General features: G+C 36.7%; 28 protein-coding genes. 16 read left to right on the top strand and 12 right to left on the bottom strand.

The annotated features are described in order from the left end of the window. The first annotated feature begins 42 nt into the window (after positions 1–42). Positions 43–1224 carry an MFS transporter gene (locus tag ACJ2A9_RS22315; RefSeq protein ID WP_441423914.1) on the top strand — a complete coding sequence of 394 codons (1182 nt, stop codon included), beginning with the start codon at positions 43–45 and terminating at the stop codon, positions 1222–1224. Between the two features lie 197 nt (positions 1225–1421). On the opposite strand, the gene ACJ2A9_RS22310 is transcribed toward ACJ2A9_RS22315, so the two are convergent. Continuing rightward, positions 1422–2180 (bottom strand): IclR family transcriptional regulator, encoded by a 759-nt coding sequence (locus ACJ2A9_RS22310; RefSeq protein ID WP_441423913.1) that lies wholly within the window; start codon positions 2178–2180, stop codon positions 1422–1424. A 239-nt stretch (positions 2181–2419) separates the two neighbouring features. On the opposite strand from ACJ2A9_RS22310, the gene ACJ2A9_RS22305 reads away from it, so the two are divergent. From ACJ2A9_RS22305 to hisD, 4 genes are all read left to right on the top strand, one after another. Beyond that, positions 2420–3487, top strand: a complete 1068-nt coding sequence (locus ACJ2A9_RS22305; RefSeq protein ID WP_441423912.1) for a TRAP transporter substrate-binding protein — start codon at positions 2420–2422, stop codon at positions 3485–3487. Between the two features lie 82 nt (positions 3488–3569). After that, positions 3570–4067, top strand: a complete 498-nt coding sequence (locus ACJ2A9_RS22300) for a TRAP transporter small permease (protein WP_441423911.1) — start codon at positions 3570–3572, stop codon at positions 4065–4067. Continuing rightward, on the top strand, positions 4064–5341 hold the full coding sequence (locus tag ACJ2A9_RS22295) for a TRAP transporter large permease (RefSeq protein WP_441423910.1): 1278 nt from the start codon (positions 4064–4066) through the stop codon (positions 5339–5341). Before ACJ2A9_RS22300 ends, ACJ2A9_RS22295 begins: the two co-directional genes overlap by 4 nt. A gap of 27 nt (positions 5342–5368) precedes the next feature. Continuing rightward, positions 5369–6643 carry a histidinol dehydrogenase gene (gene hisD, locus ACJ2A9_RS22290; protein ID WP_441423909.1) on the top strand — a complete coding sequence of 425 codons (1275 nt, stop codon included), beginning with the start codon at positions 5369–5371 and terminating at the stop codon, positions 6641–6643. Between the two features lie 153 nt (positions 6644–6796). Here the strand turns inward: hisD and ACJ2A9_RS22285 are convergent, their stop codons facing one another. Beyond that, a complete protein-coding gene (locus tag ACJ2A9_RS22285; protein ID WP_441423908.1) occupies positions 6797–7609 on the bottom strand; it encodes a copper amine oxidase N-terminal domain-containing protein in 813 nt (270 codons plus the stop codon). Between the two features lie 50 nt (positions 7610–7659). Beyond that, positions 7660–8517, bottom strand: a complete 858-nt coding sequence (locus ACJ2A9_RS22280) for a stalk domain-containing protein (RefSeq protein ID WP_441423907.1) — start codon at positions 8515–8517, stop codon at positions 7660–7662. 243 nt (positions 8518–8760) lie between these two features. Between ACJ2A9_RS22280 and ACJ2A9_RS22275 the strand changes: the two genes are divergently transcribed. Continuing rightward, positions 8761–8967, top strand: a complete 207-nt coding sequence (locus ACJ2A9_RS22275; RefSeq protein WP_441423906.1) for a zinc ribbon domain-containing protein — start codon at positions 8761–8763, stop codon at positions 8965–8967. 337 nt (positions 8968–9304) lie between these two features. Here the strand turns inward: ACJ2A9_RS22275 and ACJ2A9_RS22270 are convergent, their stop codons facing one another. Further along, on the bottom strand, positions 9305–9628 hold the full coding sequence (locus ACJ2A9_RS22270; protein WP_441423905.1) for a Ger(x)C family spore germination C-terminal domain-containing protein: 324 nt from the start codon (positions 9626–9628) through the stop codon (positions 9305–9307). 403 nt (positions 9629–10031) lie between these two features. Here ACJ2A9_RS22270 and ACJ2A9_RS22265 point away from each other — a divergent pair, with 403 nt between their 5' ends. Then, on the top strand, positions 10032–11057 hold the full coding sequence (locus ACJ2A9_RS22265) for a DUF3231 family protein (RefSeq protein WP_441423904.1): 1026 nt from the start codon (positions 10032–10034) through the stop codon (positions 11055–11057). 46 nt (positions 11058–11103) lie between these two features. Here the strand turns inward: ACJ2A9_RS22265 and ACJ2A9_RS22260 are convergent, their stop codons facing one another. Then, positions 11104–11499, bottom strand: coding sequence for a DnaA N-terminal domain-containing protein (locus ACJ2A9_RS22260; RefSeq protein ID WP_441423903.1), 396 nt, complete (start codon positions 11497–11499; stop codon positions 11104–11106). 253 nt (positions 11500–11752) lie between these two features. Here ACJ2A9_RS22260 and ACJ2A9_RS22255 point away from each other — a divergent pair, with 253 nt between their 5' ends. The 6 genes from ACJ2A9_RS22255 to ACJ2A9_RS22230 all read left to right on the top strand — a co-directional run bounded on the left by ACJ2A9_RS22255 (position 11753) and on the right by ACJ2A9_RS22230 (position 19169). Continuing rightward, the gene (locus ACJ2A9_RS22255; protein ID WP_441423902.1) at positions 11753–12187 is read left to right on the top strand and encodes a MarR family winged helix-turn-helix transcriptional regulator; all 435 of its coding nucleotides are present in this window, start codon (positions 11753–11755) and stop codon (positions 12185–12187) included. A 36-nt stretch (positions 12188–12223) separates the two neighbouring features. Further along, the gene (locus ACJ2A9_RS22250; RefSeq protein ID WP_441423901.1) at positions 12224–13483 is read left to right on the top strand and encodes a benzoate/H(+) symporter BenE family transporter; all 1260 of its coding nucleotides are present in this window, start codon (positions 12224–12226) and stop codon (positions 13481–13483) included. A 480-nt stretch (positions 13484–13963) separates the two neighbouring features. Then, the gene (locus tag ACJ2A9_RS22245) at positions 13964–15424 is read left to right on the top strand and encodes an ATP-binding protein (protein WP_441423900.1); all 1461 of its coding nucleotides are present in this window, start codon (positions 13964–13966) and stop codon (positions 15422–15424) included. Positions 15425–15445: 21 nt separating this feature from the next. Next, positions 15446–16828 (top strand): sigma-54-dependent transcriptional regulator, encoded by a 1383-nt coding sequence (locus ACJ2A9_RS22240; RefSeq protein ID WP_441423899.1) that lies wholly within the window; start codon positions 15446–15448, stop codon positions 16826–16828. Positions 16829–17017: 189 nt separating this feature from the next. Beyond that, the gene (locus tag ACJ2A9_RS22235) at positions 17018–18337 is read left to right on the top strand and encodes a short-chain fatty acid transporter (RefSeq protein ID WP_441423898.1); all 1320 of its coding nucleotides are present in this window, start codon (positions 17018–17020) and stop codon (positions 18335–18337) included. Positions 18338–18503: 166 nt separating this feature from the next. Beyond that, positions 18504–19169, top strand: coding sequence for an SOS response-associated peptidase (locus ACJ2A9_RS22230; protein ID WP_441423897.1), 666 nt, complete (start codon positions 18504–18506; stop codon positions 19167–19169). Positions 19170–19474: 305 nt separating this feature from the next. Here ACJ2A9_RS22230 and ACJ2A9_RS22225 read toward each other — a convergent pair whose 3' ends face one another. From ACJ2A9_RS22225 to ACJ2A9_RS22200, 6 genes are all read right to left on the bottom strand, one after another. Next, positions 19475–19756 (bottom strand): hypothetical protein, encoded by a 282-nt coding sequence (locus ACJ2A9_RS22225; RefSeq protein WP_441423896.1) that lies wholly within the window; start codon positions 19754–19756, stop codon positions 19475–19477. Between the two features lie 175 nt (positions 19757–19931). Further along, on the bottom strand, positions 19932–20852 hold the full coding sequence (locus tag ACJ2A9_RS22220; protein WP_441423895.1) for a ketopantoate reductase family protein: 921 nt from the start codon (positions 20850–20852) through the stop codon (positions 19932–19934). Positions 20853–21285: 433 nt separating this feature from the next. Next, a complete protein-coding gene (locus tag ACJ2A9_RS22215; protein WP_441423894.1) occupies positions 21286–21681 on the bottom strand; it encodes a multicopper oxidase domain-containing protein in 396 nt (131 codons plus the stop codon). A gap of 358 nt (positions 21682–22039) precedes the next feature. Further along, the gene (locus ACJ2A9_RS22210; protein WP_441423893.1) at positions 22040–22693 is read right to left on the bottom strand and encodes a permease prefix domain 1-containing protein; all 654 of its coding nucleotides are present in this window, start codon (positions 22691–22693) and stop codon (positions 22040–22042) included. Continuing rightward, entirely contained in the window at positions 22683–23036 is a 354-nt protein-coding gene (locus ACJ2A9_RS22205; RefSeq protein WP_441423892.1) for a PadR family transcriptional regulator, read from the bottom strand. Before ACJ2A9_RS22205 ends, ACJ2A9_RS22210 begins: the two co-directional genes overlap by 11 nt. A 442-nt stretch (positions 23037–23478) precedes the next feature. After that, positions 23479–23601, bottom strand: coding sequence for a hypothetical protein (locus ACJ2A9_RS22200; protein ID WP_441423891.1), 123 nt, complete (start codon positions 23599–23601; stop codon positions 23479–23481). A gap of 259 nt (positions 23602–23860) precedes the next feature. Here ACJ2A9_RS22200 and ACJ2A9_RS22195 point away from each other — a divergent pair, with 259 nt between their 5' ends. From ACJ2A9_RS22195 to ACJ2A9_RS22185, 3 genes are all read left to right on the top strand, one after another. Further along, on the top strand, positions 23861–24187 hold the full coding sequence (locus tag ACJ2A9_RS22195) for an ArsR/SmtB family transcription factor (RefSeq protein ID WP_441423890.1): 327 nt from the start codon (positions 23861–23863) through the stop codon (positions 24185–24187). A gap of 186 nt (positions 24188–24373) precedes the next feature. Then, a complete protein-coding gene (locus ACJ2A9_RS22190) occupies positions 24374–24889 on the top strand; it encodes an SRPBCC domain-containing protein (protein ID WP_441423889.1) in 516 nt (171 codons plus the stop codon). Between the two features lie 25 nt (positions 24890–24914). Further along, positions 24915–25832 carry a VOC family protein gene (locus tag ACJ2A9_RS22185; protein ID WP_441423928.1) on the top strand — a complete coding sequence of 306 codons (918 nt, stop codon included), beginning with the start codon at positions 24915–24917 and terminating at the stop codon, positions 25830–25832. A gap of 505 nt (positions 25833–26337) precedes the next feature. Here ACJ2A9_RS22185 and ACJ2A9_RS22180 read toward each other — a convergent pair. After that, positions 26338–26675, bottom strand: a 338-nt coding sequence (locus ACJ2A9_RS22180) for a Fic family protein (RefSeq protein WP_441423888.1), incomplete at its 5' end; no start/stop codon positions are given.

Below are 26675 nucleotides of genomic sequence, written 5' to 3'. Positions count from 1 at the left end.
TTTTTTTTCTGAAATTTATTCATATGATGAAAGGACAATACGATGAATTTTAAAGTATTTATACTCGCATTATCAACTGTTGCCGTTGGGCTTGTAGAATTAATCGTAGGTGGAATACTCCCTACAATCGCAGACGATTTTAACATCTCGTTAAGCAGTGCCGGACAGCTCATCACCGTTTTTGCACTTATTTACGCCATTGCTGGTCCAGTTTTACTAGTACTTACCAGTAAAATAGAAAGAAAAAAGTTATATCTCGTATCCTTGTTTATTTTCTTCATTGGAAATATCATGACATATTTCAGTTCCAGTTTTACTTTTATGATGGTAGCAAGGGTTTTAACTGCCATGAGTACAGCATTAATCGTTGTGCTGTCCTTAACGATTGCTGCGAAAATTGTTGCTCCGACTCACCGAGCTAAAGCTTTAGGGCTCATCTATATGGGTATAAGTTCATCGCTAGTGATGGGTGTACCACTAGGTATACTCATTTCAAATACATTCGGCTGGCGTGTCATTTTCCTTGGCATTGCCATGTTAGCGATTGGATCGATGATTCTTATTTCTATCTTTTTGGAACGTATCCCTGGGGAGAATACGATCCCACTTTCACAACAATTTAAGGCAGTTGGGAGTGCAAAGTTAGGCAGTGCCCACCTTGCAACGATGTTTATGCTGGCAGGACACTATACACTTTATGCCTATTTCACACCCTTTTTAGAAACAGAGCTTCATATGAATTCCCATTGGATTAGTATTTGTTATTTACTTTTTGGGATTGCAGCGGTAAGTGGCGGAGCATTCGGAGGAATTCTTTCAGATTCAATTGGGGCTGGTAAAAGCATTATCGTTGTGATTAGTACATTTGCTATTGTTCTATTCTTATTACCATTCACGACTTTTTCCCTGATCCTTTTCATCCCAATGATGATGTTTTGGGCAGCGCTAAGCTGGAGTCTGGCACCACCACAACAAAGCTACTTGATTCAAACGGACCCTGCTACATCTGACATTCAGCAAAGCTTTAATAATTCAGCATTACAGATTGGTATTTCCCTTGGTTCGGCATCAGGCGGCCTGGTATTAAGTCACTCTGGTACGGTTTCCCATACAGCATGGCTTGGAAGCGCGATCGTTATCATTTCCTTAGTATGTGCCGTTTATTCTTTAACTAGAAAAACGATTAAAAGAGAGAATAGGATTGCAGTTTCCTCTGCTCAATAGGGAATAAATGAGAGGATTCTGAGCTAAGACAGCAAATTGTAGTAACGTATATAGCTAAAAAAGATTAAGTAGAAAAAGGAACCCCCACGGTTCCTTTTTTATTACTCAATTCTTATATATATTCCAATTCAAAGCACTCAATTTTCTACTCTACAAAAGTTTATCCTTAAATATATGGTATAAATTCATCCCTATTTTCAGGTTAGGTATACCCCTGCTTTTTTGGATATTTCAGAAGACGCATCCTCTAATATTTTTAAGTATTCAGGTATTTTATTGATATCAAACCTTTCAGATGGACCAACTATACTTATCGCCGATTTAACCTGATTAAAATTATCATAAATTGGATAAGCGATACTCCTTACCCTTGTAAAGCCCTCTTCATTATCCAGCGCATATCCCTGTTGTTTAACTTTATTCAAATGAAAAATCAACTCTTCTTTAGTTGTAATTGTATTAGGGGTACTGGCAGAAAATTGATCTGGTAATTCATTGATAATTGAGTCAGGTGCATAGGCAAGTAAAACCTTACCAGTCGCTGAAGAATGAATAGGCAAGCGAAAACCTTTAATATTTGCTCTAAGTACTTCTGGACTCTCTAACCTTAAGATATGAATAACTTCGAGATGTTCTCTTACAGCTAGATTTGTGCTTTCTCTTGTTTTTTCAACTACGTTTTGTAAGATTGGTAGAGCTATGTTAGTTAAATAATTATTTTGCAGAACCGACGTTTTCAATTCTAATATTTTTGAACCAAGTGTGTATTTATTATTTAAGGTTTGCTCGACGTAACCTCTTGATTCTAATGTTGATAATATACGATGCGCTGTACTCGATGGAATCCCTACCATTTTTGATAAGTCATTCACACCAATTTTCTCCCCTACATCTGATAAATTTTCTAAAATATCAAGTGCCTTATATAAAGATTTAACTCCTTTTTCCTCACTCATATCTAGTTACCTCCACTTTATAATACATTCGGAATTCGCTCCACATTATGGAATTATTATATTATCTAAAAGTGAATTTCATGTTTTTATAAATTGAACTTATTACTTACTATTAAGAAAAATTATTAATGATATGGAGAAATCTCAAGAATATTTCACCTAACCCTCTATATATATAACATAAAGAATTGTTTCAAAATGGAATCGATTCTACAATGTGAAATTTAAGGGGGATAAAAATGAAAATGAGAAAGTTTATACCGGGAATAATGACTATTCTTCTCTTTGTTTTTCTGCTTGCTGCCTGTTCTAGTAACAACACCTCTCAAACAAATGAACAGTCTAATTCCAATAATACCTCTTCCGAAAATTCAGATGATCCAAAGGTTCAATTAGTACTCTCTCACACATCTGCTCCTGGCACTCCTATTTACTTAACCTACGAAAAATTTAAAGAAGAAGTTGAAGCACGCTCTAATGGATCGATTAGCATTCAAATTCATGACAGTTCGAAGTTGGCTGGAGATACAAAGGGCGTTGAAATGTTATTAAGTGGCGCATTAGATATCGCCTCTTCAGGAACAAACAATATGTCACCATTTACAGATTTGTTTTTAGTATTTGATCTCCCATATATTTTCAAAAATGTAGAAGCCACACATAAAGTTTTATCTAGTGAAATTGGTCAAGAGTTTAAAAATAATTTAGAAGATGAATTGGATTTAAAACTTCTCTTCTTTGCTGATCCAGGAAGTCAAAGGGATGTAATGAATAGTAAAAAAGAAGTTATTTTACCTGAAGATTTGAAATCGCTTAAATTCCGATCTGCACCTAGTCCTATTGAAATTGCCACGATTGAAGCATTAGGAGCTTCAGCTACACCAATCCCTTGGGTTGAAGTCTATTCGTCTTTAGAACAAGGCGTTGTTGATGGCCAACTTCAACAATATCATTGGGCAGTTACTGCTAATCATCAGGAAGTCATTAAATACGTGACTGAAACAGGCGGTATCCACGCGGTTCACTTAGCCTTAATAAGTAAGAATAGTTTTGAAAATAAATTATCAGAAAATCAAAAAGAAATTATTCTAGAAGCTGCTGAAGAAGCACAAAAATTTAATTTTGTTAAATCAATAGAACTAAATGAAGAATTAAAGCAAAAGATGAAAGACGCTGGAGTACAATTCTATACTCCTACCGAGGAAGAATTAGATATTTGGATGGAACATGGAATGAAAGTTTGGGATCAATTTAAAGATGAAGTTGATCAAGATTTAATTAAACAAATTCAAGATATCCAGGACTAAACACTAGTTTGAAGCAGAACCATAATAGAATGATCGGTAAATTTATGGTTCTGCTTTATTTAGTAAAGGGAGAAGTGAGGATATGTATGGGACTATTAATAGAGGAGTTGAAAGGTTAAGTAATGTTTTAAACAATATTTCAAAAGCCTTGCTTGGCGGTATTGTTGGTTTAATGTTACTTTCTATTCTTATACAGGTGGTACTTCGTTATGTATTCAATACAGGATTGTCCTGGCCTGAAGAATTGACAAAATTTCTCATGGCCTGGATGACTTTTATTGGATCTGCTATCGCTATCAAGCAATCAGAGCATATCAGTTTAGATATACTTGTAAACAAACTTTCTAACAAACCGCAATTCTTTTTAATTATGGTTAGTAGAATATTAATCTTATCTTTTTTTGCCTTTTTTACTTATGTCGGTTTAGAAATGGCTTTAAATAGTCAAGTTTTTCGAGCTGATGCACTTGGAATTTCCTTATTTTGGCCTAGAATAAGCATGGCCATTGGTGGGCTATTAATGATTCTGCATACAGTTCACCTCATTTTTAAAGACATAGGGAGGGTGATGAATAAGTGATTGGATGGCTTATTATTCCCTTTGTCATCGCTTTACTTATAGGCGTTCCTATTTCTATTAGTTTAGGAATTGGAGTTGTCGTTTTCGTTTTGGTGCAATCTACTTTACCATTAAGTATTCTAACTCAAAACATTTATGAAGCTACTGAATCTTTTCCTCTTATGGCAATACCCTTTTTCATATTAGCTGGTGAGCTTATGAATCGTTCTGGCTTCACAGATCGATTAATTAACTTTGCAAAATTTTTCTTTGGAAGAATAAAAGGAGGACTCTCTCTTGTTACGATAACCTCTGGTGTGACATTCGCTGGGTTATCTGGTTCTGCCGTTGCTGAAACTGCCGCATTAGGGAAAACGTTAGGACCTGCTATGGAAAAAGAAGGTTATGATAAACACTTCTCTTCTGCACTAATAGCGAGTACTGGAGTCTTAGCACCCATTATACCTCCGAGTGTCATCATGATTTTATATGGAGCTATGATGAATGTGTCAATTGGTGCGATGTTTATTGGAGGAATACTTCCAGGAATTTTAATCGCCTTTTTACTGATGATGGTCGCATTTATCATCGGTCTTAAAAAGGACTATCCTAGATCAACAGTCCCACTCTCTTGGAAAGGTTTTTGGGATGTAACCTTTGCTGCTGCTTTAGCTATTATCGTACCTATTATCATAATTTTAGGAATAAGAGGCGGAATATTCACACCAACTGAAGGTGGCGCTGTAGCTGCAGCATACTCTCTACTTGTTGGTGGACTTATTTATCGAAGCTTAACATGGGATGGAATTATCAAGAGTTTAATTCGAAGCGGAATCATCTCTGCAGTCATAATGTTAGTCGTAGCCATGTCGTCACCATTTGGTTGGTTACTAGCTTACTATGAAATACCGCAAATGTTTGCAGATCTACTATTAAGTTTAACAAATAACCCACACTATATTATCTTAATGATTCTATTAATGTTAATTGTTATCGGAATGTTTTTAGAAGGTGCAGCAATCGTCATGCTGCTAGGACCAGTATTAGCTCCTCTTACTGCTGAACTGGGAATGGATCCTGTTCATTTTGCAATTGTAATGGTCGTAGCAATTGCTATTGGTATGGCAACTCCTCCTGTTGGAGTGAATCTATTTGTTATGGTCCCTATTACAGGAACAACAATGGAGAAACTTAGTATAGCCATTTTACCATTTATCGCCGTTCTTCTACTCGCATTGTTAATCATTATATTTGTTCCAGATATTGTTCTCTGGCTACCAAATTTATTTAATTAACCTATATAAATGAAAGGGTGTTTTTATTTGGCAAAATACGTAAAGGTTAAAAAAGAGGTTACAGGCACTCAAAACATGGATGTTGCCAATACTGTGAAACAAATATTAACAGAAATAGAAGAAACTGGGGAACAAGCCGTACGTAATTATTCTGTAAAATTCGATAAGTGGAACCCTGATAGTTTTAGAGTTAGTGAGGACGAAATCCTTAAAGCGACTAAGTCTCTACCTGAAACTTTTATTCAAGATACTCTTTATTGTCAAGAGCAAGTAAGAACCTTTGCTAAAGCACAATTAGAAAGTTTATCTGAATTTGAAATGGAAATTCAACCTGGAATTAAACTTGGTCAAAAACTAATCCCTATCTCTAACGTTGGCACTTATGTACCGGGTGGACGTTTTCCAATTATTGCATCCGCCCAAATGAGCGTGATCCCTGCTAAAGTAGCAGGAGTTGAACGTGTAATTGTTTGTACTCCTTCACAAAATGGTCAGGGAATTCATCCTGGTGTGTTATTCGCTATTCATGCAGCTGGAGCAAATGAAATTTATTCTATCGGAGGCGTTCAAGCTATTGGTGCAATGGCATATGGTACAGAAAATATTGAACCTGTTGACTTTCTGGTTGGTCCAGGAAATGCATTTGTAGCTGAGGCAAAGCGTCAAGTGTTTGGGAAAGTAGGTATTGATCAAATTGCAGGTCCAAGTGAAATATTGGTCATTGCTGATGACACTGCTGATCCAAGTATTGTAGCTGCTGATTTATGGGGACAAAGTGAACACGACCCGAAGGCCGCTGCCATTTTGATAGGTAATTCCGAAGAATTTGTGAAAAAAGTGTTAGTTGAAATGGAAAAACAACTTCCGTTACTAGAAACAGCTAATGTAGCAAAAACAGCTTGGGAAAATAATGGAGAAATCGTCATTGTTAAGGATAAGGAAGAAGCTGTTAAAGTAGCAGATCAATATGCGATAGAACATTTAGAAGTTCATGCTGAGGACCTTGAATATTATTTTAAGAATTTAAAAAATTACGGTTCTCTCTTCCTCGGTGAAGAAACGACTGTTGCATATGGAGACAAAGGAATCGGTACGAATCATATTCTGCCAACCGAGGGTGCAGCTAGGTATACTGGTGGACTGTGGGTTGGAAAATTTATTAAGACCGTCACTTATCAACAATGTACAAAAAAAGCTAGTCGCTCATTAGCTCCTGTAATCGCTAGACAATGTAATTATGAAGGAATGGTTGCACATGGAGTAACTGCTGATATAAGGATAAATAAGTATTGTAATTTATAAAATTCAACTAATAAAAGATAAGAAAATTAATCGAAATTGGGACCAGTCCCCCGCTGCGTTAAAAATTTACGCATTGAGGGTAAGGTCCCATTTCCCTTAAAAAAAACTTGCTATCTTTGATGGGGAAACAAAATTGCAACCTCACAAAAATTACTATTTTATATAAGCTGAATATTCATCGTCATAATAGATACCTAACCCTGTGAAATCACAACTACCTTCTTCTGATATTTCATAAACACGAATGGATTCACCCACTAATTCAAATGTAGCTTTACAACTTCCACTACTAAAAGATGCAGTATTGTTAGAGATTAATTTGGCTTCTCCATAATAATCATTAAATTCCCATGGCATTTGATAACCCGCTAATTGACCACCGGTTGGATCATAGCGGTAACCTGTCTGTGATACAAATGATATTGACTCTGGGGCTTTTTTATACACATATAAATCCGTAATCACACCGGTCCCTGAGTATCCTAAATTATAATATTGACCTAACCATGCTGAATGTTGAATTTTTCCACTTCCATCTCCTCCGATGGTTACAGTTCTTGTCGAGCTATCCCAATGAACGTTTTCCCCTAATGATTGACTAATAAAACGAAGAGGAACAAACGTACGCCCCTCAATCACTTGAGCCTGAACAGAAATCGTAACTGCTTTTCCATTTACTTTTGCTGTCTTAGACCCGATTTTCAACCATACCGTTGTGTTTCCTTTTGTAGCATTAATGGTTTTGTCTTTTTGATTCCATTGAACCGTTGCACCTAACGATTCAAAGATTCCTCTTAATGGGACTAATGTTGTGCCGTTTTGAATCACACCTTCATTGTTGTAATATTGTTTATTGCCATTTTCTATGTAGATTGAAACGTCACTATATGCCTGAGTATGATTGGCACTTAAATTAAAAATCCAAAATAGTGTTAAGCTTATTAGAACGAACTTCAAAACTTTCAATTTGATTTCCTCCTATTTCTTTTTTACAAGACTAAGATTGTTCAAAAACCTTAATAGACTTTTATCGTCTTTTCAATCGCATCTACTAATTTATAGTGCGTATCGACAAATTGTTTAGCTTCACGATGGTTTACATTATAACCATCAAACATATATGGGTGTTCTCCAGGCTGTAAAATCGCAAAAACCCAACCATCTTGTGTATTTACAAGCGAAAAGGCCATACCTTCCCGATAAAAATTATTCCATTCATTTGCCGTATATTTTGAAATCTCCAGGCTCCAGACATCTTTTCTCAAGTGGGTTTTATCTTTATAATAAAAACTAACACTTTCTACTATTCTTTGACCTTGATAATCATCAACAAAGTTACTTTGCTTTGCAACTAATAGATCTGCTACTTGTTTATTAAGTAAGAATAAAAAGCCCATTTGATTATTTCGATAGACAATAGAAGTTGTCCCTTTCGTCATAACGGATGAAGCATAGACTTCCATCACTTTATTATTTGATTCAATCGTGGCAAGTAGCTTATTTGAATCCCACTGAACATCAGCTCCCAGTGCTTCGCTTACAAAGCGCAACGGTACAAAAGTTCTTCCATTAAATATCGTAGCTGGAACATCGATCAATACACTTTTTCCATTAACATTTGTTGTTCTCGAACCGACAACTAGAACAATTTTATCATTACCCCGGGTCGCAACAATCGTCTGGGTTGCTCCCTTCCATTCAACTGATGCACCTAACGTTTCAAAAATTGCTCGTAATGGTACTAATGTACGACCGTCTTGAATTATTCCCTCATCGTTTTTTGTAACTGAATTAGCAGAGACTGTACTTCCAAATACTAAACAAAGTAACACAAAAAACAAAACTACTTGTAACGTTACTACTTTCCTAATCAACCAATATTCCTCCTTTATTTTCCAAAATTTATGTGACTATCTTCAATTATATACCAATAGTCCTATAAAATGGGGATTTTTTACACTTATTTAATGAAAATTCAAACTTTAATTTATAAGAACATTTCAACCTGATTTTGTAAAACTCGTAAGACTTAAAAACACGTCCACAGTAATTCAAATGGAAACTTTTTCTGAAAATAATCGTAGTATTATGTAGATACTTTATTAGGAGGGGTAATGATGAAAGAACGAGGATGTATCAAGTGCGGACATACCCATGCTGAAACAAAGGAAATTGCCACAACAGGAACAGGTTTATCGAAAATGTTTGATATTCAACATAATAAATTTTTAGTTGTTTATTGTACCAATTGTGGCTACAGTGAGCTGTACAACAAACAAACATCGAAAACTTCCAATGTGATTGACTTTTTCTTTGGTGGGTAAATGTAATATGAACAAATGTAGAGGCTTTCGGTTATACTTTTTTGAGGTAATTGTATATGTACGGAAGATTTACGCTTGCTGCTCCAAAAGGAAAAATCAAAGAACAACTCCAACTTGAACTAACCGAAAAAAAGTGCCTGTCCCTCAGTACGATAACACTTCACTTATCACGGGCAGGCACTCTTAACAATATATTCCAAAACCTGGTCCAGCTTGTATTCCAACCTGTCTACCTTTACTAATAATGACTCACCCTTATATTCATCAGACAAATCCCTTTCTATACTTTCATTATGACTTTTTAAAAGGGGGATTATAGAAACACCAAAAATTCCCACTAACTTACCGTCTTTAATTTATCCTTACCTGATTTAATAACTTTAACATTAATATTGACTTCCTCTAAAGAATCAGGCGTTAATGGCAAGTATCCGTCGACGTTGCTTTCTCTCCATAGACTGGGACTTTTTTTATAGAGAGTATGTGATAATTGATAAACATCAATATTCATTTCCACCCCTTTTTGAAACGTAAAGCGGATATCTTCTTCAATAAGACGCGCTACCTGTTTTTGAATCTCAGTAGTAGTAATATCATCAAATATTTCAATTGGATTCGCAATTAGCTCGATGTTGAATAAAAAGAATAATAATGACTTCAATTAATCCCAAGCCCACATAAATCATTCCACGAAGAGTTGATTCAAATCCTGTTTCAAATACAGGAAGCAGAAGTGAATAAACTTTTTTACTAAAATTCGCTTTATATGTATTTTGGAAATTCAACATAAACAATAAAAAAATAAACACACTGGTGCAGTTTAGCATACAGTGTGTTTTAGCTTCCTATATTATTTAAATTTTACTTCATCAGGCTTGGCACTTAAACTTTTCAAGTGATTAATACTATCAACATTGTGTCTATATACAGCCCTTTAGTTATGATTTACAGTTTTTTCTTCTACCTTTAGCTTCACGAATTCACGCTTTCTATTTAAATTTTTAACTGTTATTGGGAAATACTAAAGAAATGCGAATGAAAAAATTAAAATAGGAGTGTAGCAAATGGAAACTGAAAACCACATCAGATTGACTTCAGCAGAAATATCGAGTCTTTGGGGTTCTTACGTTAATAATAGTTTGTCTATTTGTGTATTAAGATATTTCATGAAAATAGTAGAAGATACAGAGATTAAATCAGTTGTAGAATTTGCATTAAAAACAGCTGAAACAAGCCTTGAAGATGCAAAGAAGATTTTTAAGGAAGAAGGCTATCCTCTACCACATGGCTTTACAAATGAAGATGTAAATTTAAATGCAAAACGACTTTGGTCAGATGAATTTTTTTTACGATATTTAAATCACATGGCCAAGGCAGGTTTCACTGCTTATGGAATGGGGGTTGGGATGAGTTCGCGTAAGGATATTCGTGAGTATTTTAATAAAACTTTGAACTTAAATTTAGAACTTAATGCAAAAGCAAAAGATGTTATATTGTCCAAAGGACTTTACGTAAGACCGCCATTTATTTCACCACCAGATAAAGTTGATTTTGTAAAAAAACAAGGATTTCTCACAGGTTGGTTTGGTGAGCGAAAACCATTATTAGGTGTAGAAATTGCACACCTCTATCACAACATTGAAACTAATGCTGTTGGTAAAGCGTTAATAATGGGATTTTCTCAAGTAGCTGATCATCAAGACTCAAGAGATTTTTTTAAAAGAGGAAAAGAGGTTTCAAGTAAACATATTGAGGTATTTAATTCGATTTTAAAGGATGAAGATATACCTGCTCCAATGACTTGGGATACTGATGTAACAGATTCACAGGAAGCACCTTTTAGTGATAAGTTAATGATGTTTCATATCAACTTATTAAATGCAACAGGAATTGGGAATTATGGGTTGGCAATGTCAGGAAGTACACGACGTGATTTAATCACACATTTTGTACGTTTATCAGCTGAAATTGGTCAATATACAGAAGATGGTGCAAACCTAATGATAAAACATGGATGGTTGGAAGAACCGCCACAATCAGTAGATAGAGAAGACCTAACTAAAAAAAGAAGTCATAACAAGCAAGATTAATTTCTTGCTTGTTAATCTATATACTATCTCTTTCTCTCTTAAACCCTTAATTGCTTGACTTAAACTTAATGATCAGTTTTTGTCCGGTTATTTCTTCAACTATTTCTTCAATCAACGTTCTGTATCTGTTTTCTAACCAATCACATTGGAATTCATTTTCGCTAATAATCGTAAGTATTTCTTCGTCTAATGTCATTGTTATATTGGTAAACCAAGTTTGATAAGATGGTCTAGAAATTTTTGATTTTACAGCATTTAATACCTTATGTAAGAGTTCGTCAGTATCATTTTCAATATCCCACTTATCTTCACCGATTGGCTCATTCTTTCGTTGTTTTTCAAGGAGTTCCAAAATATCTGCTATTCTTTTATCCTTTCTTTGCAGATCCTCTTTCATATCTTTAAGTTCTTTAATTAAATTGTTAATGGTATTTTCATTCATGATAATCCTACTCCTTCAATTTTATTCGGACTATATCAAAAGCTGTTACACATGATTATATATTTTTACCACCTTATTTTCCTATTTTAACTCCATAACTATATTCGTAACATAACCCGTCATCTTATACCATTAATTACAAAATTATTTTGCGCACCAAATATTTGGCTTGCAAAATAATCCGTGTAACTATAAAATAACAATTAACAATTTAAATAATTCCGAATTTTCTTATCGATAGAGGTGATAATTAGTGCAGCTTAATGAATGTATCAACTTTTTATTATCAAAAACCCAACAGAAAGTTTCTCAACATTTTAAAAGTAAACTACTTGAATTTGGAATCACTCCTGTTCAATATGGCGTGTTACATATTCTCTGGGAAAATGACGGCTTGAATTCCAGCAAAATTTCAAATGCCTTAAGGCTTGATAATTCAACAATCACTGGAATTATTGATCGTTTAATTAGTGTCGAGTTGGTTACTAGAAAAGAAGATCCTCTTGATCGACGTCGAAGCCTCGTCTATTTAACACAGAAGGGCAAAGAATTAGAAGCCCCACTCCGAACATGTGTGGAGAACTTAAATGAGCAAATTTTAGAGAAGTTTGAAGAGCAAGAAAAATTACTTTTGAAAAAACTATTAAATTGTCTAGCAGCTTGTGAGTTTGAAGCAAAACATAAATGATAAACCTATCTACATAATGAGAGGAATGATACTTTCATGTCACTTAAAGATTCTGGATCTCTCAAAAAGAATATAATGAATAACACAAAATCACTACGTAATAACCTTGATATAAAAACAGTCGGCACCGGAACAGTTGCAGCTGTCATATGTTGTACCGGCCCGATTTTAATTGTCATTACCGCTGCCCAAAACGGCAATTTACTACCAGAACAAACCGTTTCTTGGTTATTTGGGATTTATTTTATCGGGGGATTAATCGGAATCATTTTGCCACTACTTCTTGGAATGCCCATAGCCGGTGCCTATTCAATCCCATCTGCCGTTCTGATGACCCAAGCAATCACACAATTTTCCTTTGAGCAAGTGATCGGTGCATACTTAATCGCTGGGTTGCTTATTTTTTTGATTGGCTTGTTTGGGTGGTTTCAGACATTGTTAGACTGGCTGCCTGCAGAAATTGTGATGGCTATGATTGCGGGGTCAATGATCCACTTCGCAACGGATATGATCCAATCCATTTTTGTTTTTCCCATTTTAGGAGGAGCAATTGTTCTTTCTTATTTCTTTTTTGCTAAGTACCTTCGGGCAATTCCGCCAATCGTCGGTGCCTTATTTGTTGGATTAGCCTTATTCCCTTTTTTCGGTCATTCGCTGTCTGTTCCTGACCTTACTTTTCATTTCCCTTCTATTTGGTTGCCTGACTTTTCGTTTGGTGCCGTTTTAGCCATTTCAATACCGATAACTGTCATGTTATTAGGTACGGAAGGTGCTCAAGGAATTTCAGTGTTAAAAAGTGCTGGATATAAGCCACCTGTGAATTTGATTACAATGGTTAATGGTCTAGGCACCATGTTTGCAGGAATATTTGGTGGACATAGTGCTAATATTGGCGGGATTATGAGTGCTCTCTGTTCATCAAATGAAGTCGGTCCAATGGACAAACGGTACGTCGCTGCTTTCGTTTCCGGTGTATGGATGTGTATCTTTGGTCTCTTTGCCTCCATATCATTGGCTTTAATCTTATTATTACCGCTTGCATTTATAAAGTTAATTGCCGGTCTCGCACTAATAAATGTGTTACTTAGTAGCTTTCAGCGTTCGTTTAGTGGAGGTCAGTTTCAAATGGGCGCCTTTTTCTCATTAGTAATCGCAATGTCAGGCATTAACTTTTATGGTATTAGTTCAACCTTCTGGGCTTTAGCGGGGGGCTGGTGTATTTCTTGGTTCTTAGAAAAGCATGACTTTAAAAAGCGAATATCAACCTCTAAGAGTACACTTTCCAATTCCGCCTAAAATAATTTTGCTAATATCACATATACGGAAAACACATTTTGTGAAGGTATCAGGTACTTTGAATAGATAAAAATGATCATCTGTCCACAAATAGCACCTTAAAAAAGTGCCTGGCCCTCAGTGTAAGAACCCTATACTATATCAGGGGACAGGCACTCTAATTTTACTTTCATTTGATAAAAAATTAGCTACTACTTCAAAAACTCCTTTTTTAATTCCACTGCTGGCAAAATGCCATTTCCCCATTCCTCTCTCATAAGCAAAATATTGTGTTACTTCAATTGAATTCACTCTATGTATGTCGTGTGTACGAAAAACATCATAAACCTATTTTACCTGTGGCAATAATTAGTTATGATAAAGAAGTATCGAGCAAAAAGGTAGCTCAAAAAGGTACCTGTCCCTCACTGCGGTAACACTTTACCCTGTCGGAGGACTGGCACTTTAATTTTATTTTACAATAACATCAAGGAGGACTACATGATTAAAAAAAGGATCTCCTTCCGCTTTAAGCTGATTCTATCAATGATTGTAGCCATTGCAGTTCCAATACTACTCATCGGTTACTTAACCATTACTCAAGTCGAACAAGCACTATTAGAAGAAAAAGAGAAAAAACTCTATGCTTTTGCTCGTCACCTTGATCGAATGTTAGTTGGTACGTTCGATCAGTACTTACCAACAGGAAAAAACCTGACAAACGAGGAAAAAATCAGGATCCTAAACCAACAGTTGCAACCGCTTACCGATAACATCGCGTATGATAATCCTGGCCTTGGTATCGGTTATTATTCAAAAGAACTTGACGCAATACTTACATATGGACCAAGTTCAGAGCTAAAGGACAAAATCGGCTTAGCAATAAGTGAAAATCATCCAGGAAGAGACGTACTAACGACGGGACAACCGATGGTCATGACCGGCAATCAAGTCCGCGGTGATATTATGAATGCGATGATCCCGATCAAACGAGAAAATGAAATTATCGGTTATATTTGGGCAAATGAATTAACAAGCGATGTTAATCAGCAAATCTTTGCGATGATGAAGAAAATTTTCTATATTCTCTTAATCGGCCTAAGTATCGGTATGATCATCGCTTGGCAAATATCGCGGAAACTAGGTGGTGCGATCGATATCATTATCGCGTCGATCGGGAAAATGGACCATGATTTATCCTATCGCCTTCCGTCTATCGATGGCGTGTTAAATAAAATTCCGCATGAGGTTAATAAATTAATTGATAAACTAGTAGAAACGAAGGAACAAGTCAGGCGTACTGATCGCCTGCGAGCGGTTGGTGAACTAGCCGCCGGAATGGCCCATGAAATCCGCAATCCGCTTGCTTCTATTAAAGCATTCACGCAAATAGTAGAAGAACAAATGGAACGAAACGATGATAACCGCGAATATATGGAGATCATTATTAAAGAAATCGAGCGAATTAATGAATTAACGGAGCAACTGCTTTTATTTGGTAAACCAACCGCTTATAAAGAAGAAAAACTTTGTGTTGATCAGCTCATCCGTGAAACACTTCCATTAATTGAGCATGAACTTCGTAAAAAAGAGAGCCAACTCATCAGCGATCTAGAAGAAATCGAAATGATCGCTGATCGCGCACTCCTTCAACAGGTGATCATTAATTTATTATTAAATGCGGTTCAATCGATGGACCGCCAGGGGATGCTTGCGATTCACTCGACTGTTATGCATGATTCGATCGAGTTTTCAGTATATAACTCGGGCTCCACGATTGCAGAAGAAAAGAAGGAAAAAATCTTTGATCCTTTTTACTCGAATAAAAAAAATGGAATGGGACTTGGATTAACTGTCACGCAAAACATCGTTCAGCTTTATGACGGGAGAATAACTTGCCAGAACGAGAAAAACGGTGTTACATTCCTTGTCCGATTCCCTAAGCAAAAACGTACACATTAAATTAAAAGGAGACTAGATTTTATGGCAAACATCCTAATTGTCGATGATGAAGAGAACATCCGGATCGCCTTACGAACAATACTGAAAAAACAAGGGCACAAGATCATAGAGGCGGAAAATGGCAAGGTCGCGCTTCGATATTTAAAAACCGATCACAAAGACATTCACATTATGCTGCTTGATTTACATATGCCTGAAATGGGCGGGCTGCAGCTTTTAGAAAAAGTACGTACCGCCTTCCCTGACTTATTAACAGTCGTGATTACTGCATATAGTACAGCAGAAAATACGATGAAGGCGATGAGTTTAGGTGCTTATGATTATATCGTCAAACCATTTGATATAGCCCAAGTTAAAACCATTGTCGCCAATGCGGTCGAAATGAGTACCTTATCGGAAAAAGCGAAACAATTACCTCAACCAGATCAAAAACAATCATCTGAACGGATTATCGGAAAATCAGCGGCCATGCAAGAGGTGTATAAATTAGTCGGAAAAGTTTCTGCTACAACAGTACCGGTGCTATTACAAGGAGAAAGCGGGACTGGAAAAGAGAGAATTGCTCGTGCAATTCATTTTAATAGCACACGATCAGACCAGCCTCTCGTTAATGTAAACTGCGGCGCCATTCCTGAAAATCTATTAGAAAGTGAACTGTTCGGATTTGAAAAAGGCGCCTTTTCCGGGGCAACTGCCACAAAGCCCGGAAAATTTGAAGTTGCCCATAATGGAACGTTATTTCTCGATGAAATTGGCGAGCTATCACTAGGCTTACAAGTTAAATTGCTTCGTGCCCTTCAGGAACAAGAAATTGAACGATTAGGAAGCACGACCCCGATCAAAATCAATGTCCGTGTGATTACTGCTACAAACCGTAACCTAAAGGACATGGTTGAATATGGGCAATTTCGTTCAGATCTCTACTACCGCTTAAACGTCGTCCCAATTCAAATCCCTGCCCTTCGCGAACGAAAAGAGGACATTCCTGAGCTCGTGCACCATCTGTTAGAGTCGTATGCGACAGATTTTGGCTACGAAAAAAGCTATATTACACCCGAATCGCTAGAATTGTTACACAAGTATCATTGGCCAGGGAATATAAGACAATTACAAAATGTGTTACGGAGAGCGCTTATTTTTTCTACTGGCGGAGTTATTTTACCTAAGCATTTAACTCGGTCGATTACAGATTCTCTACCAAAATCAAAAGAAGAAAGCACATTTGTGTTACAGCAGGAATTTAAAGAAGGAGATACAATCAAAAGCATTCTCCAAGAAACGGAAAAAGCAGCGATGAAATGGGCACTCGCTCAGACGAATGGCAATAAAACGCACGCTTCGGAATTGCTTCAAATGTCGCGTAAATCATTTATTAACAAATGCAAAGATTATCAATTAGACTAAGATCACAATACACACTGTGAAGTTTTTACACAACAAGTGTGTCATCCTTACACACTACTCCCCCTCCGATTATGGGATGACTGGCAATTGTGCCTGAATTTTCTCACTTTTAAAATTGGTATGAATATTGCTAATTAATACTAGTAAAGCGTGTTGCATACGCTTACATTAGTAAAGGGGGAAAAATAGATGATCAAAGCGTTAACAAATGGAAGTGTACGATTGGTCAACCGGTACCTTCCTGATGCATTTATCTTTGCTGTTATTCTTACGTTTGTTGTCTTTGTGTTTGGATTGGGGCTTGGTAATTCACCTATTCAAATGGTTCAATTTTGGGGAGAAGGATTTTGGAATCTGTTAGCCTTTTCGATGCAGATGGTGTTAATATTAGTGACTGGGCATACGCTCGCCAACAGCCCGCTCTTTAAAAAAGGACTAGCAGCAGTCGCTTCAATGGCGACAACTCCAGGGACTGCAATTATCTTAACATCCCTTGTCTCCGCGATCGCTTCGTGGATTAACTGGGGCTTTGGATTAGTGATTGGAGCATTACTTGCTCGCGAAGTCGCACAAAGGGTCAAAGATGTAGATTACCGCTTACTTGTCGCTAGTGCGTATTCCGGATTTATTATTTGGCATGCTGGGTTTTCGGGCTCGATTCCGTTAACGATTGCCACCGATGGGCACTTCTCTCAGGATCTGATTGGCATTATTCCAACAAGCGATACGATTTTTGCACCATTTAATTTAATCATCGTATTTGCAGTCCTAATCGCCCTGCCGCTCGTTAATCGATTAATGATGCCTGATCGAAACCATACGATTTCTTTCAACCAGTTTGGCACAGATCAAGAGCTAGCTGCTGTTAGTGAACCATCAGGAAATGATACACCAGCAGATAAATTAGAAAATAGTAAACTAATCACTTTATTAACGTCGATATTAGGATTTGCTTTTATCGTCTATTATTTTGTCAACAGCGGTTTTGAATTAAATTTAAACATTGTTATCTTTATCTTTCTCATTCTTGGTATTTTTCTACATAAAACACCAAGACAATTTCTCAATGCGGTCAATAACGCTGTCAAAGGCACTTCGGGGATTATTGTCCAGTTCCCTTTTTATGCCGGCATCATGGGGATGATGGTCGCTTCCGGTTTAGCCGGCTCGATTTCAGAATGGTTTGTGAGTATTGCAACTACGGAAACCTTCCCAGTCCTCGCGTTTCTAAGTGCGGGAATTGTCAACGTGTTTGTTCCTTCTGGCGGGGGACAATGGGCAGTTCAAGCTCCGATTATGTTACCAGCAGGGCTTGAGCTAGGTGTAGATACTACCAAGACCGTAATGGCTGTTGCTTGGGGCGATGCCTGGACGAACTTAATTCAGCCATTCTGGGCATTACCTGCTCTTGCCATCGCCGGCCTCGGCGCCCGCGATATAATGGGTTATTGTTTAATCATGCTCTTTGTCACAGGCGCTCTCATCTCACTAGGATTATTCATATTATAAACTTGAATTCTATCAGATCATAGAGTAGGGTAACCACTCTCGTGGCTACCCCCTCATCAAAACGTACGTGTCCTATTAAGACATACGGCTTACTTTTCTGAGATCGAGTGTTATTATCACGTTAAGTCCTTTAAGCTTTCGGTTATACTGTTATTGAGGTGATTGTATGTGCGGAAGGTATACGTTAGCAGCTCCAAAAGAACAAATCGAAGAACAACTTCAACTCGAACTAACCGAATATGAACCACGTTATAATATTGCGCCGAGTCAACCGGTACTAAGCGTCATTTCCGATGGCACGCAAAGAAGGGCCGGTTATTTACGATGGGGTTTAGTTCCGTCATGGGCGAAGGACCCAAAAATTGGCTATAAAATGATAAATGCACGCGGTGAGACCGTAGACGAAAAACCGGCTTTCAAACGCCTCCTAGCTCGCCGTCGATGTTTAATTGTCGCGGATGGATTTTATGAATGGAAGCGGGTTGATGATACGAAGCGACCATACCGAATCACTGTTAATGACAATATCTTTACTTTTGCTGGGTTATGGGATCGTTGGAAAAGTGACAATGATGAAGAAATCGTATCATGTACAATCATTACGACCGAACCTAACGAACTCATGAGCGACATTCATGATAGGATGCCCGTTATTGTTCGCGATCAGGATAGAGATACATGGCTAAATCCCTCGATTGCAGATAAGCATATATTGAAGTCGCTGATAAAACCGTATCCAGAAGAGGAAATGCATGCGTATGAGGTGTCGACGTTGGTGAATAGTCCACGGAATAATGGTGCGGATTGTATCCGTTCTTTGGTAGATTTCTAACTTGGATTAAACGAAACCCTAATCCGCCTTGTCAATATTCTCAATCAACTTTCGATAAATAAATTATAAATATTATGTGAAAAAGTCCGTTCTGATAAACAACGGTAACGCCTACGAAAAGCTAGCTTTTTGGAGGCATTACCGTATAAAGATGAGCTATTTATTCTTAATTAGTAGATTTTACTCAATTTTATTCATCCACCCTTATTAACTACCCACTACATAAATATACCCTATAAATCCAAATAATTTGGTTAAGTATTCTGTTCATTAGCACAGTAATAGAATCTATCTACCCTATCAATTTATTTTTTATCACGATTGGAGGTTTTGTATTTTTCACCTTTGCTATCATAGGTGACCCATTCACCAACAGGATTGCCATTTTCAAAATACCCTGAACGCTTTATAGTTCCATCAGCACGATACCATTCCCAATATCCATCCGGTTGATCTCCAATCATTTTCCCTTTTGACCATATTGTTTTTCCGTTCGCATGATACTTTATCGTGTATCCATCAATTACTTCTAATTTCTTTTCCTTGACACCGTTTGAGTGTATCAAGTCACATTTTTCGTTTTCCATAACTTACCTCCGATTAACATTTTTAAAATTTATATAATTTTCACTTTTTCAGTGGTTTGTACAGGATTTTTTAGTACACACAATGTCCATTCAGGATTATAAATCCTAATAAGTTTGTTTGAAAAATAGGTGTAAATCCTTTGATCATCGATCACTCATAGACCCTGCTAATTTTTTAATACTCCGCTTCAATACGCTTCACTTTATCATAAAACCTCTGATTGACTGGCGTAGGTATTCCGTGCTTCTCGCCTAATTCTATGACAGTTCCTGCAAATAAATCAACTTCACTATACCGTTTTGCTTCTATGTCTTGGGCCATCGAGGGCTTACCTTCTGGACTTAATTTACCTAATACATCTAACCAATAATGTAAATCGTCTTCAGATAAATGTACCCCTTCCTTTTCAGATAAAGCAATGACCTCTCTCATTGCAGCAATCATTGTCTGCCTTGCTTCTCCTTCTCTTTGGATCGCCCCATAATTGCTTTGATACACCGCAACCGTTTGATTAACACCAACGTTTGTCATCAATTTTCCCCATAGTCTCTTCATCATATTTGTATCGATTTCGTATGGAACTTCTGTTTTGTCAAAGAAGTCAGCAACGCGCTTTGCTTTTTCAGAAATCATACCTGGCTCTTGATCCCCAAAACAAAGCATACCCATATTTGCATAGGTCAGCTTATTCCCTTCTTTCACCGCATCCATCCCTTGTGCCACGCAATACAGGATATTGTCCATACCATACGTCTTACCAATGATAGCTTCACTTTTAATTCCGTTTAATAGAGATAATATAATTGTCTCGTCTCCTACTTGATTTTTTACTGCTTCAATGGCATCTGATAACCCTTCGTCTTTTACCGCAAAAATAAGTAAGTCTACTGGCTGAGATATTTCATCAGGGGTAACATAGTGAAACATACAACGTTCACCATTACTATAAACATGATTCTTCTTATATTTTGTTAGGCGATCCTTATCAGCTATAATTCGTACATCTTCTATAGGTAGTTTTTTTGAGAGATGATGACCAAACAAAATACCTAATGCACCTAATCCAATGATCCCAACTGTTTTGATTTCCTTCATATCAGCACCCTGCTTCCTTTCTTCTAATTTGGTTATTCCAAATAGCTAAAAATTGAAAAAACAATAACATAAAAGCTATTTCCTCTATTTTACATTATAGCAAACAGTACCAGGTGCTTGTCCAAAAAAGGTCTATCTAAGCCCTACTAGAAACTACACATTATCTATTACCGATGACACGTTCATCCCAATGAAAGTCCAGTTCTTCAAGGACAGTGTAGATGATAGTACGCTTCTTAACACGCAATCGCACAACTGATATGCGTAATATCATTTTCTATTGAATAGTATCGTTGCTGCGTAGTGATGACTTTCTTCTTTTTTAGTTATTCTTCCTCAAAACAAGATCCCCTATAGTCACCATACAGCGGAAAAACCATCAATAGCTCAATCGTGGCTCTTATTATTTTTTAAAACGAATTGAGGTGGGTCTTCATGTTGTTGAAGCTGGTTGATTGATTTTCCACGTAGGTGACCATGTTTGACCAGGCGCAATTAATTGATGAGGCCCTCCATCCATTTCTGCAGGTAAAATCATTCCATGCCAATGAAGTGTAGTAGGTTCATCAACATCGTTTTTTATATTAACTATTACCTCATCCCCTCGTTCAGCTCTTAATGTCGGTGCCAAATAAGGAACGTTTAGCCCCCAAGTTTCTGTAATTTTTCCATCTAAAAACTCTACTTCTCCATGATTAAATGTTATATCAAACACTTTTCTTCCTTCACTATCTATAGTTGGCTCTAATAATTCTGGTATTATTAAAGAATTATCAAAAGACAGTTCCCAAACTGTAGAAGTCTTGGATGAAACAAAAGTCCAGGTCATAAAACCTACTCCGCAGACAATTATTAAAGAAATAGATATAATAAAATAAAGAATTAATTTTTTAATTTTAGTCACCATTAAAACTCCGTCTGAGTTGATTCATTATTTATAAAAATTCTAGGTAAACCTCATATATAAATAAAGGATATAAAATTAACTAACTTTAAAGTATAATAAAAAAGAAGTGCGCCAACACTTCTCTTTACAGTACTACATCAAAGTAGTGATGTTTAATAATTTCATGAGAGCCACCTTTTGCTTAGCACGGCGTAGGGTGGTTATCTCTTTGTTTGAATGTTGAGTGGTTAACGTCAATCAGTATCGCTAAAAACATATAGTCACCCCAAAATATTTGTATTTATTTTTTTCGATCAGTCCCACTGAAGATAAGACTTAAAAATAAGCCGATTCCCACTAAAAAGAAAACCATGAATGAACTAATCGCAATAAACATCTCACCCGTAGCAAATCTTGTAACAAAGGCAACAAACATGCCAAATAAAATTAAGCTAATTGATAATGAATAAAGAATTGCACGAACCTTATTCATCGCATATTTCTGATTTGTCTCTCTAGTTAAAAAACTATAAGTTACAATAGCTCCACCCAAAACAATAAAAATAGCTGGCCCTGAAACAGCTTGTAGAGGAAGGTCCATAAAATACAACATTGAAGTAGTTAAAATTCCAAATAAGATGACTAATATCCCTACTACCAACCCAGCAGTCGAAACACGTGCTGTCATAGTCGTATAAACAGCTTGCTTCGCTTTATCCTGACCAAGTACTCTCATATCATCAACCAATCCGCTAAGGTCACCCATAGAACTAACAGCCTCCTTAAAGGCCTCTTTTTCATCAATTCCTGTTTTTTTATAATCATTTATTTTTTCTTTTAAATTTGTTGTCAACTCTTCCTTTAATTCGAACAATTGTTGACTTTCTCCAACGCCAGAAAATAATTGATTCACATATGATTTTATCCTTTGGTCCAGATCGCTTTTATTCCTCATTGGTTTCAATTCCTCCTTCAATTAATTTGTTTAATACACCTTTTGCGAAATGCCACTCTTTTTTGTATTGTTCATATCGATCTAATCCATCTTCAGTTAGTCGGTAATATTTCCTTCGACCACCTTGTGTTTCATCACCCCAGTAAGAGACAATATATCCTTCTTTTTCTAATCTTCGAAAAGCCGTATATAATGTTGCCTCTTTTAACTCATACTGATTTTCACTCATTTCAATAATGGTTTTGTAAATCTGATAACCATAGCTATCACCATGGCGCAGTACATTTAATATGATCGTATCTGTATGACCACGTATTAAATCTGTAGATATTTTATTAACCACTATACATCACCTCCCGAAATATAATATATAACAAACTACTGTGTGTGTCAAAGTAATTTGTTGCATATTATTATTTTATATCGTTTACTTTATTCATAATAAAAAATCCATTATGGAAATCCACTGTAAACTTCAAAAAAATTTTGATTTGAGAATTAAAAAAACTCCTCAACCTTCCTTGATCTTGACTTGAAGTACTTTCTTCCACAAAATCTAAAACTGAAGATCGTTGCTGCATAGTATTGGTCAAATACGAAAAGACGATCACTTAGAATGCAATCGTCTCTTAGATGGTTAATCCATTACCAGTATCGTTGTGCAACAAACACTTTTCTTTTTTTATTCAACAAAAGCGCCCTTTTCCTGGATGGTAAATTTATTATTGCTTTCAGTTAACAATTTGGAAAGTCACGCCGAATTTATCCGTTACATTTCCCAAATTTCAATCTGCAACCTGCTCCCCAAACCACCTCAATATAGGGATTGTCAAAATCTGATTTGTTTTTTTGCGTATTTTCCTTACATGAACGGTGACCGTTGCCGAATCCCCCATCGAATTCTCCATAGTTCAGTTCACCCCCCCTTTTTGGTTTATCTTTACCTGACGCGACGAATTGTTAATAGAAACCTGTGGATAGTTATATTATACCGCCCTAAATAATTTTGTTAAATATTCCTTGACAGGAATATTCCTTATATGGAATAATGAATTTAACAACAAAGTTACGACATAGTTATTATGGAAATTCGGAGGTGATATTCTTGATATGACAACAAGCGATTATTAAAACTAGAAACATACACATGTTGGGAGATGATTCTACATGAACGTGCAAACCTTCAGTGCTCTAGCTGAACCCAACCGACTTGATATCGTTGACCTTCTTCTTGACGGACCGCTTCCAGTGGGAGAGATTGCGAAGAAGTTAAAACTAAACCAGCCCCAAACCTCAAAACATCTTCGTGTATTGAGTAATGCTGGTCTTGTCGAGGTTCAACAGGTAGCTAATCGTCGCATTTATAATCTAAGACCAGAACCGCTTCAAGAGTTGGATAAGTGGCTTGACTCCTACCGTCGAGTGTGGGAAGCGCGGATGGATCGGTTGGACGATTATCTCAACGTATTACAGGGAAAAAAACCATTGAATTGACTGGGGTAAAAAGAATCAGAAATAATGATTTGTAAAGTTGGTCATGGACTCGCTTTGTCCGATTGTAAAGCAACCTATTTTAAAAAGCATCAAGATCGGAGACATTGTAGTAATAATTGCGTTGCCATATTGGAAAAAGTTAATGAAAAACCGAAAAAGATATTTTAAGTGGATGGAGGAGTTAAGATGTCAATCAACGAAATTAGCTCAAGAGTAGAGAACGATCGCGTATTAATACTGGAACGCATATTCGATGCACCACGCGATCTCGTGTTTAAAATGTTCAAAGAACCTGAGCATCTCAAGCATTGGTGGGGACCTAATGGTTGGGAACTTCCGGTTTGCCACATCGATTTCCGATCGGGTGGAGTTTGGCACTTCTGTATGAAGTGCATGGATCAAAACCAAGGTGATTATTATGGCATGGAATCTTGGGGGAAAGCTATTTACAAAGATATTATCGAGCCGGAGACCATTATCTACACCGATTACTTCTCGGATGCTGAAGGCAATATCAACGAGAATATGCCATCAACCGAGGTCACGTTGGAATTCATTGATCTGGATGGTAAGACGAAACTTGTTAACCGTGCTGAGTATGTGTCTGCGGAAGCTCTCAAAACCGTCATGGATATGGGTATGCTACAAGGAATTACCGAGACTTGGAACCGTCTGGAAGAGCATTTGAACGAGATCAAATAAGGTAATTCATACTTACAAGGAGGGTATATCATTGATAAAACAAAAAATTGTCCCCCATCTTTGGTTTAATCAGGAAGCTAAAGAAGCTGCACAATTTTATACATCCATTTTTCCTGATTCAAAAGTCACCAATATCGCAACAGTTCGTAACACGCCATCTGGAGATAGCGATGTTGTTTCTTTTCATATCGCAGGATATTCATTCATGGCCATAAATGGAGGGCCGCATTTTCAGTTTAACCCTTCAATTTCTTTTTTTGTCAATTTTGATCCTTCAAGAGATAAGAACGCGAGAGAAAATTTAGATCAGCTCTGGGAAAAGCTGTCACAAGGCGGTACACCACTTATGCCACTTCAAGAATATCCGTTCAGTAAACGATACGGATGGATACAGGATAAGTATGGCCTGACATGGCAGCTAATCCTCACGAATCCAGAAGGTGAGGAACGACCATTTATCACACCTTCTATGATGTATGTTCAAGATGTGTGCGGTAAGGCAGAAGAAGCCAGTGCCTTTTATCTTTCTGTTTTCAATGATTCAAGACGAGGGGAAATCGCTCGTTATCCTGCTGGCATGGAACCAGACAAGGAAGGGACTTTGATGTTTACAGATTTTATGCTTGAGAATCAATGGTTCGCCGCAATGGACAGTGCCGGGCCACATGACTTCCATTTTAATGAAGCCATTTCACTTTTAGTTCGGTGTGAAAATCAAGAAGAGATAAATTACTACTGGGAAAAACTTTCCTCAGATCCAAAAGCAGAACAATGTGGTTGGTTGAGAGATAAGTACGGTGTCTCTTGGCAAATCTGGCCAGAGGTTATGGGAGAAATGATGGCAAACGGAACGAACGAACAAATGGAACGATTAACTAAAACATTTCTTCAAATGAAAAGATTTGACATAGAAAAATTAAAAGAAGCATATCAAAGTAAGTAACAGTTGTATTGCTCTAAATTAAAAAAATGATTGATTTTAAAGCTGGTAAATGCCAGCTTTTTCCTATTACGCAGTATAAAGTCTACTACGTAATACAACGGTTAATCTAGCCTGTTTGCAGAAGACTGATCTATTTGATAATGCATAATGCATCACCTTCTATCGTAATCAAATGAAAAAGGCTTCTCAAAAGTTTAATCAACTAATGAGTAGCCTCTTTTATATACCTGCTGTTAGCATTTTGTTACCAAAATGCCTAAAGATATTTATATATCAAGGTTTTAAGCGACTATCACATCATGCCGCCCCTAAGTTGAGAGTGTGTAATATCTTTAACGGGGTGTACATCAAGTGCGGTATATCAAGGTTTTGCTAAATTCTTACTGTAAAATCTTTAACGGGGTTTTACCGTTTTTCACTTGATTGCGTTAGCAAAATGTTAGCATCACAGGTGAAATGATGTAGGGGTGTTAATCTTAAGCTGTCAACTCTACTGTATATTTTATTAAGCGTTTTTATTTATTGTACTTAAATATAGGTTTAATGAATCTTCTACTTCGTTAGTGACTAACTTAATAAAATCATCATATTCTTTTTGTGTATGTGCTTTATCTAATGCTTCATAATAAGCTATTCGATTTTCTACTTTAATAACAATTGGTGGAAAACCATCTTTCATTAGTTCTAAATTTAATAACAAGCGTGATGTACGGCCATTTCCATCAATAAATGGGTGAATTCCAACAAAAATAGCATGTAACATAGCGCCACGAGCAACCGGATGCAACTTTTTGGTTTCTGCTTGTTCATACCATGCCATCAACTGCTCCATCTCTTCTTTTT

The organism is Anaerobacillus sp. MEB173, assembly GCF_052119505.1.
GTDB lineage: Bacteria > Bacillota > Bacilli > Bacillales > JBJMAU01 > JBJMAU01.
The sequence above is the reverse complement of the archived record's forward strand: the minus strand, read 5'-3'. Positions and strand labels throughout refer to the sequence as shown.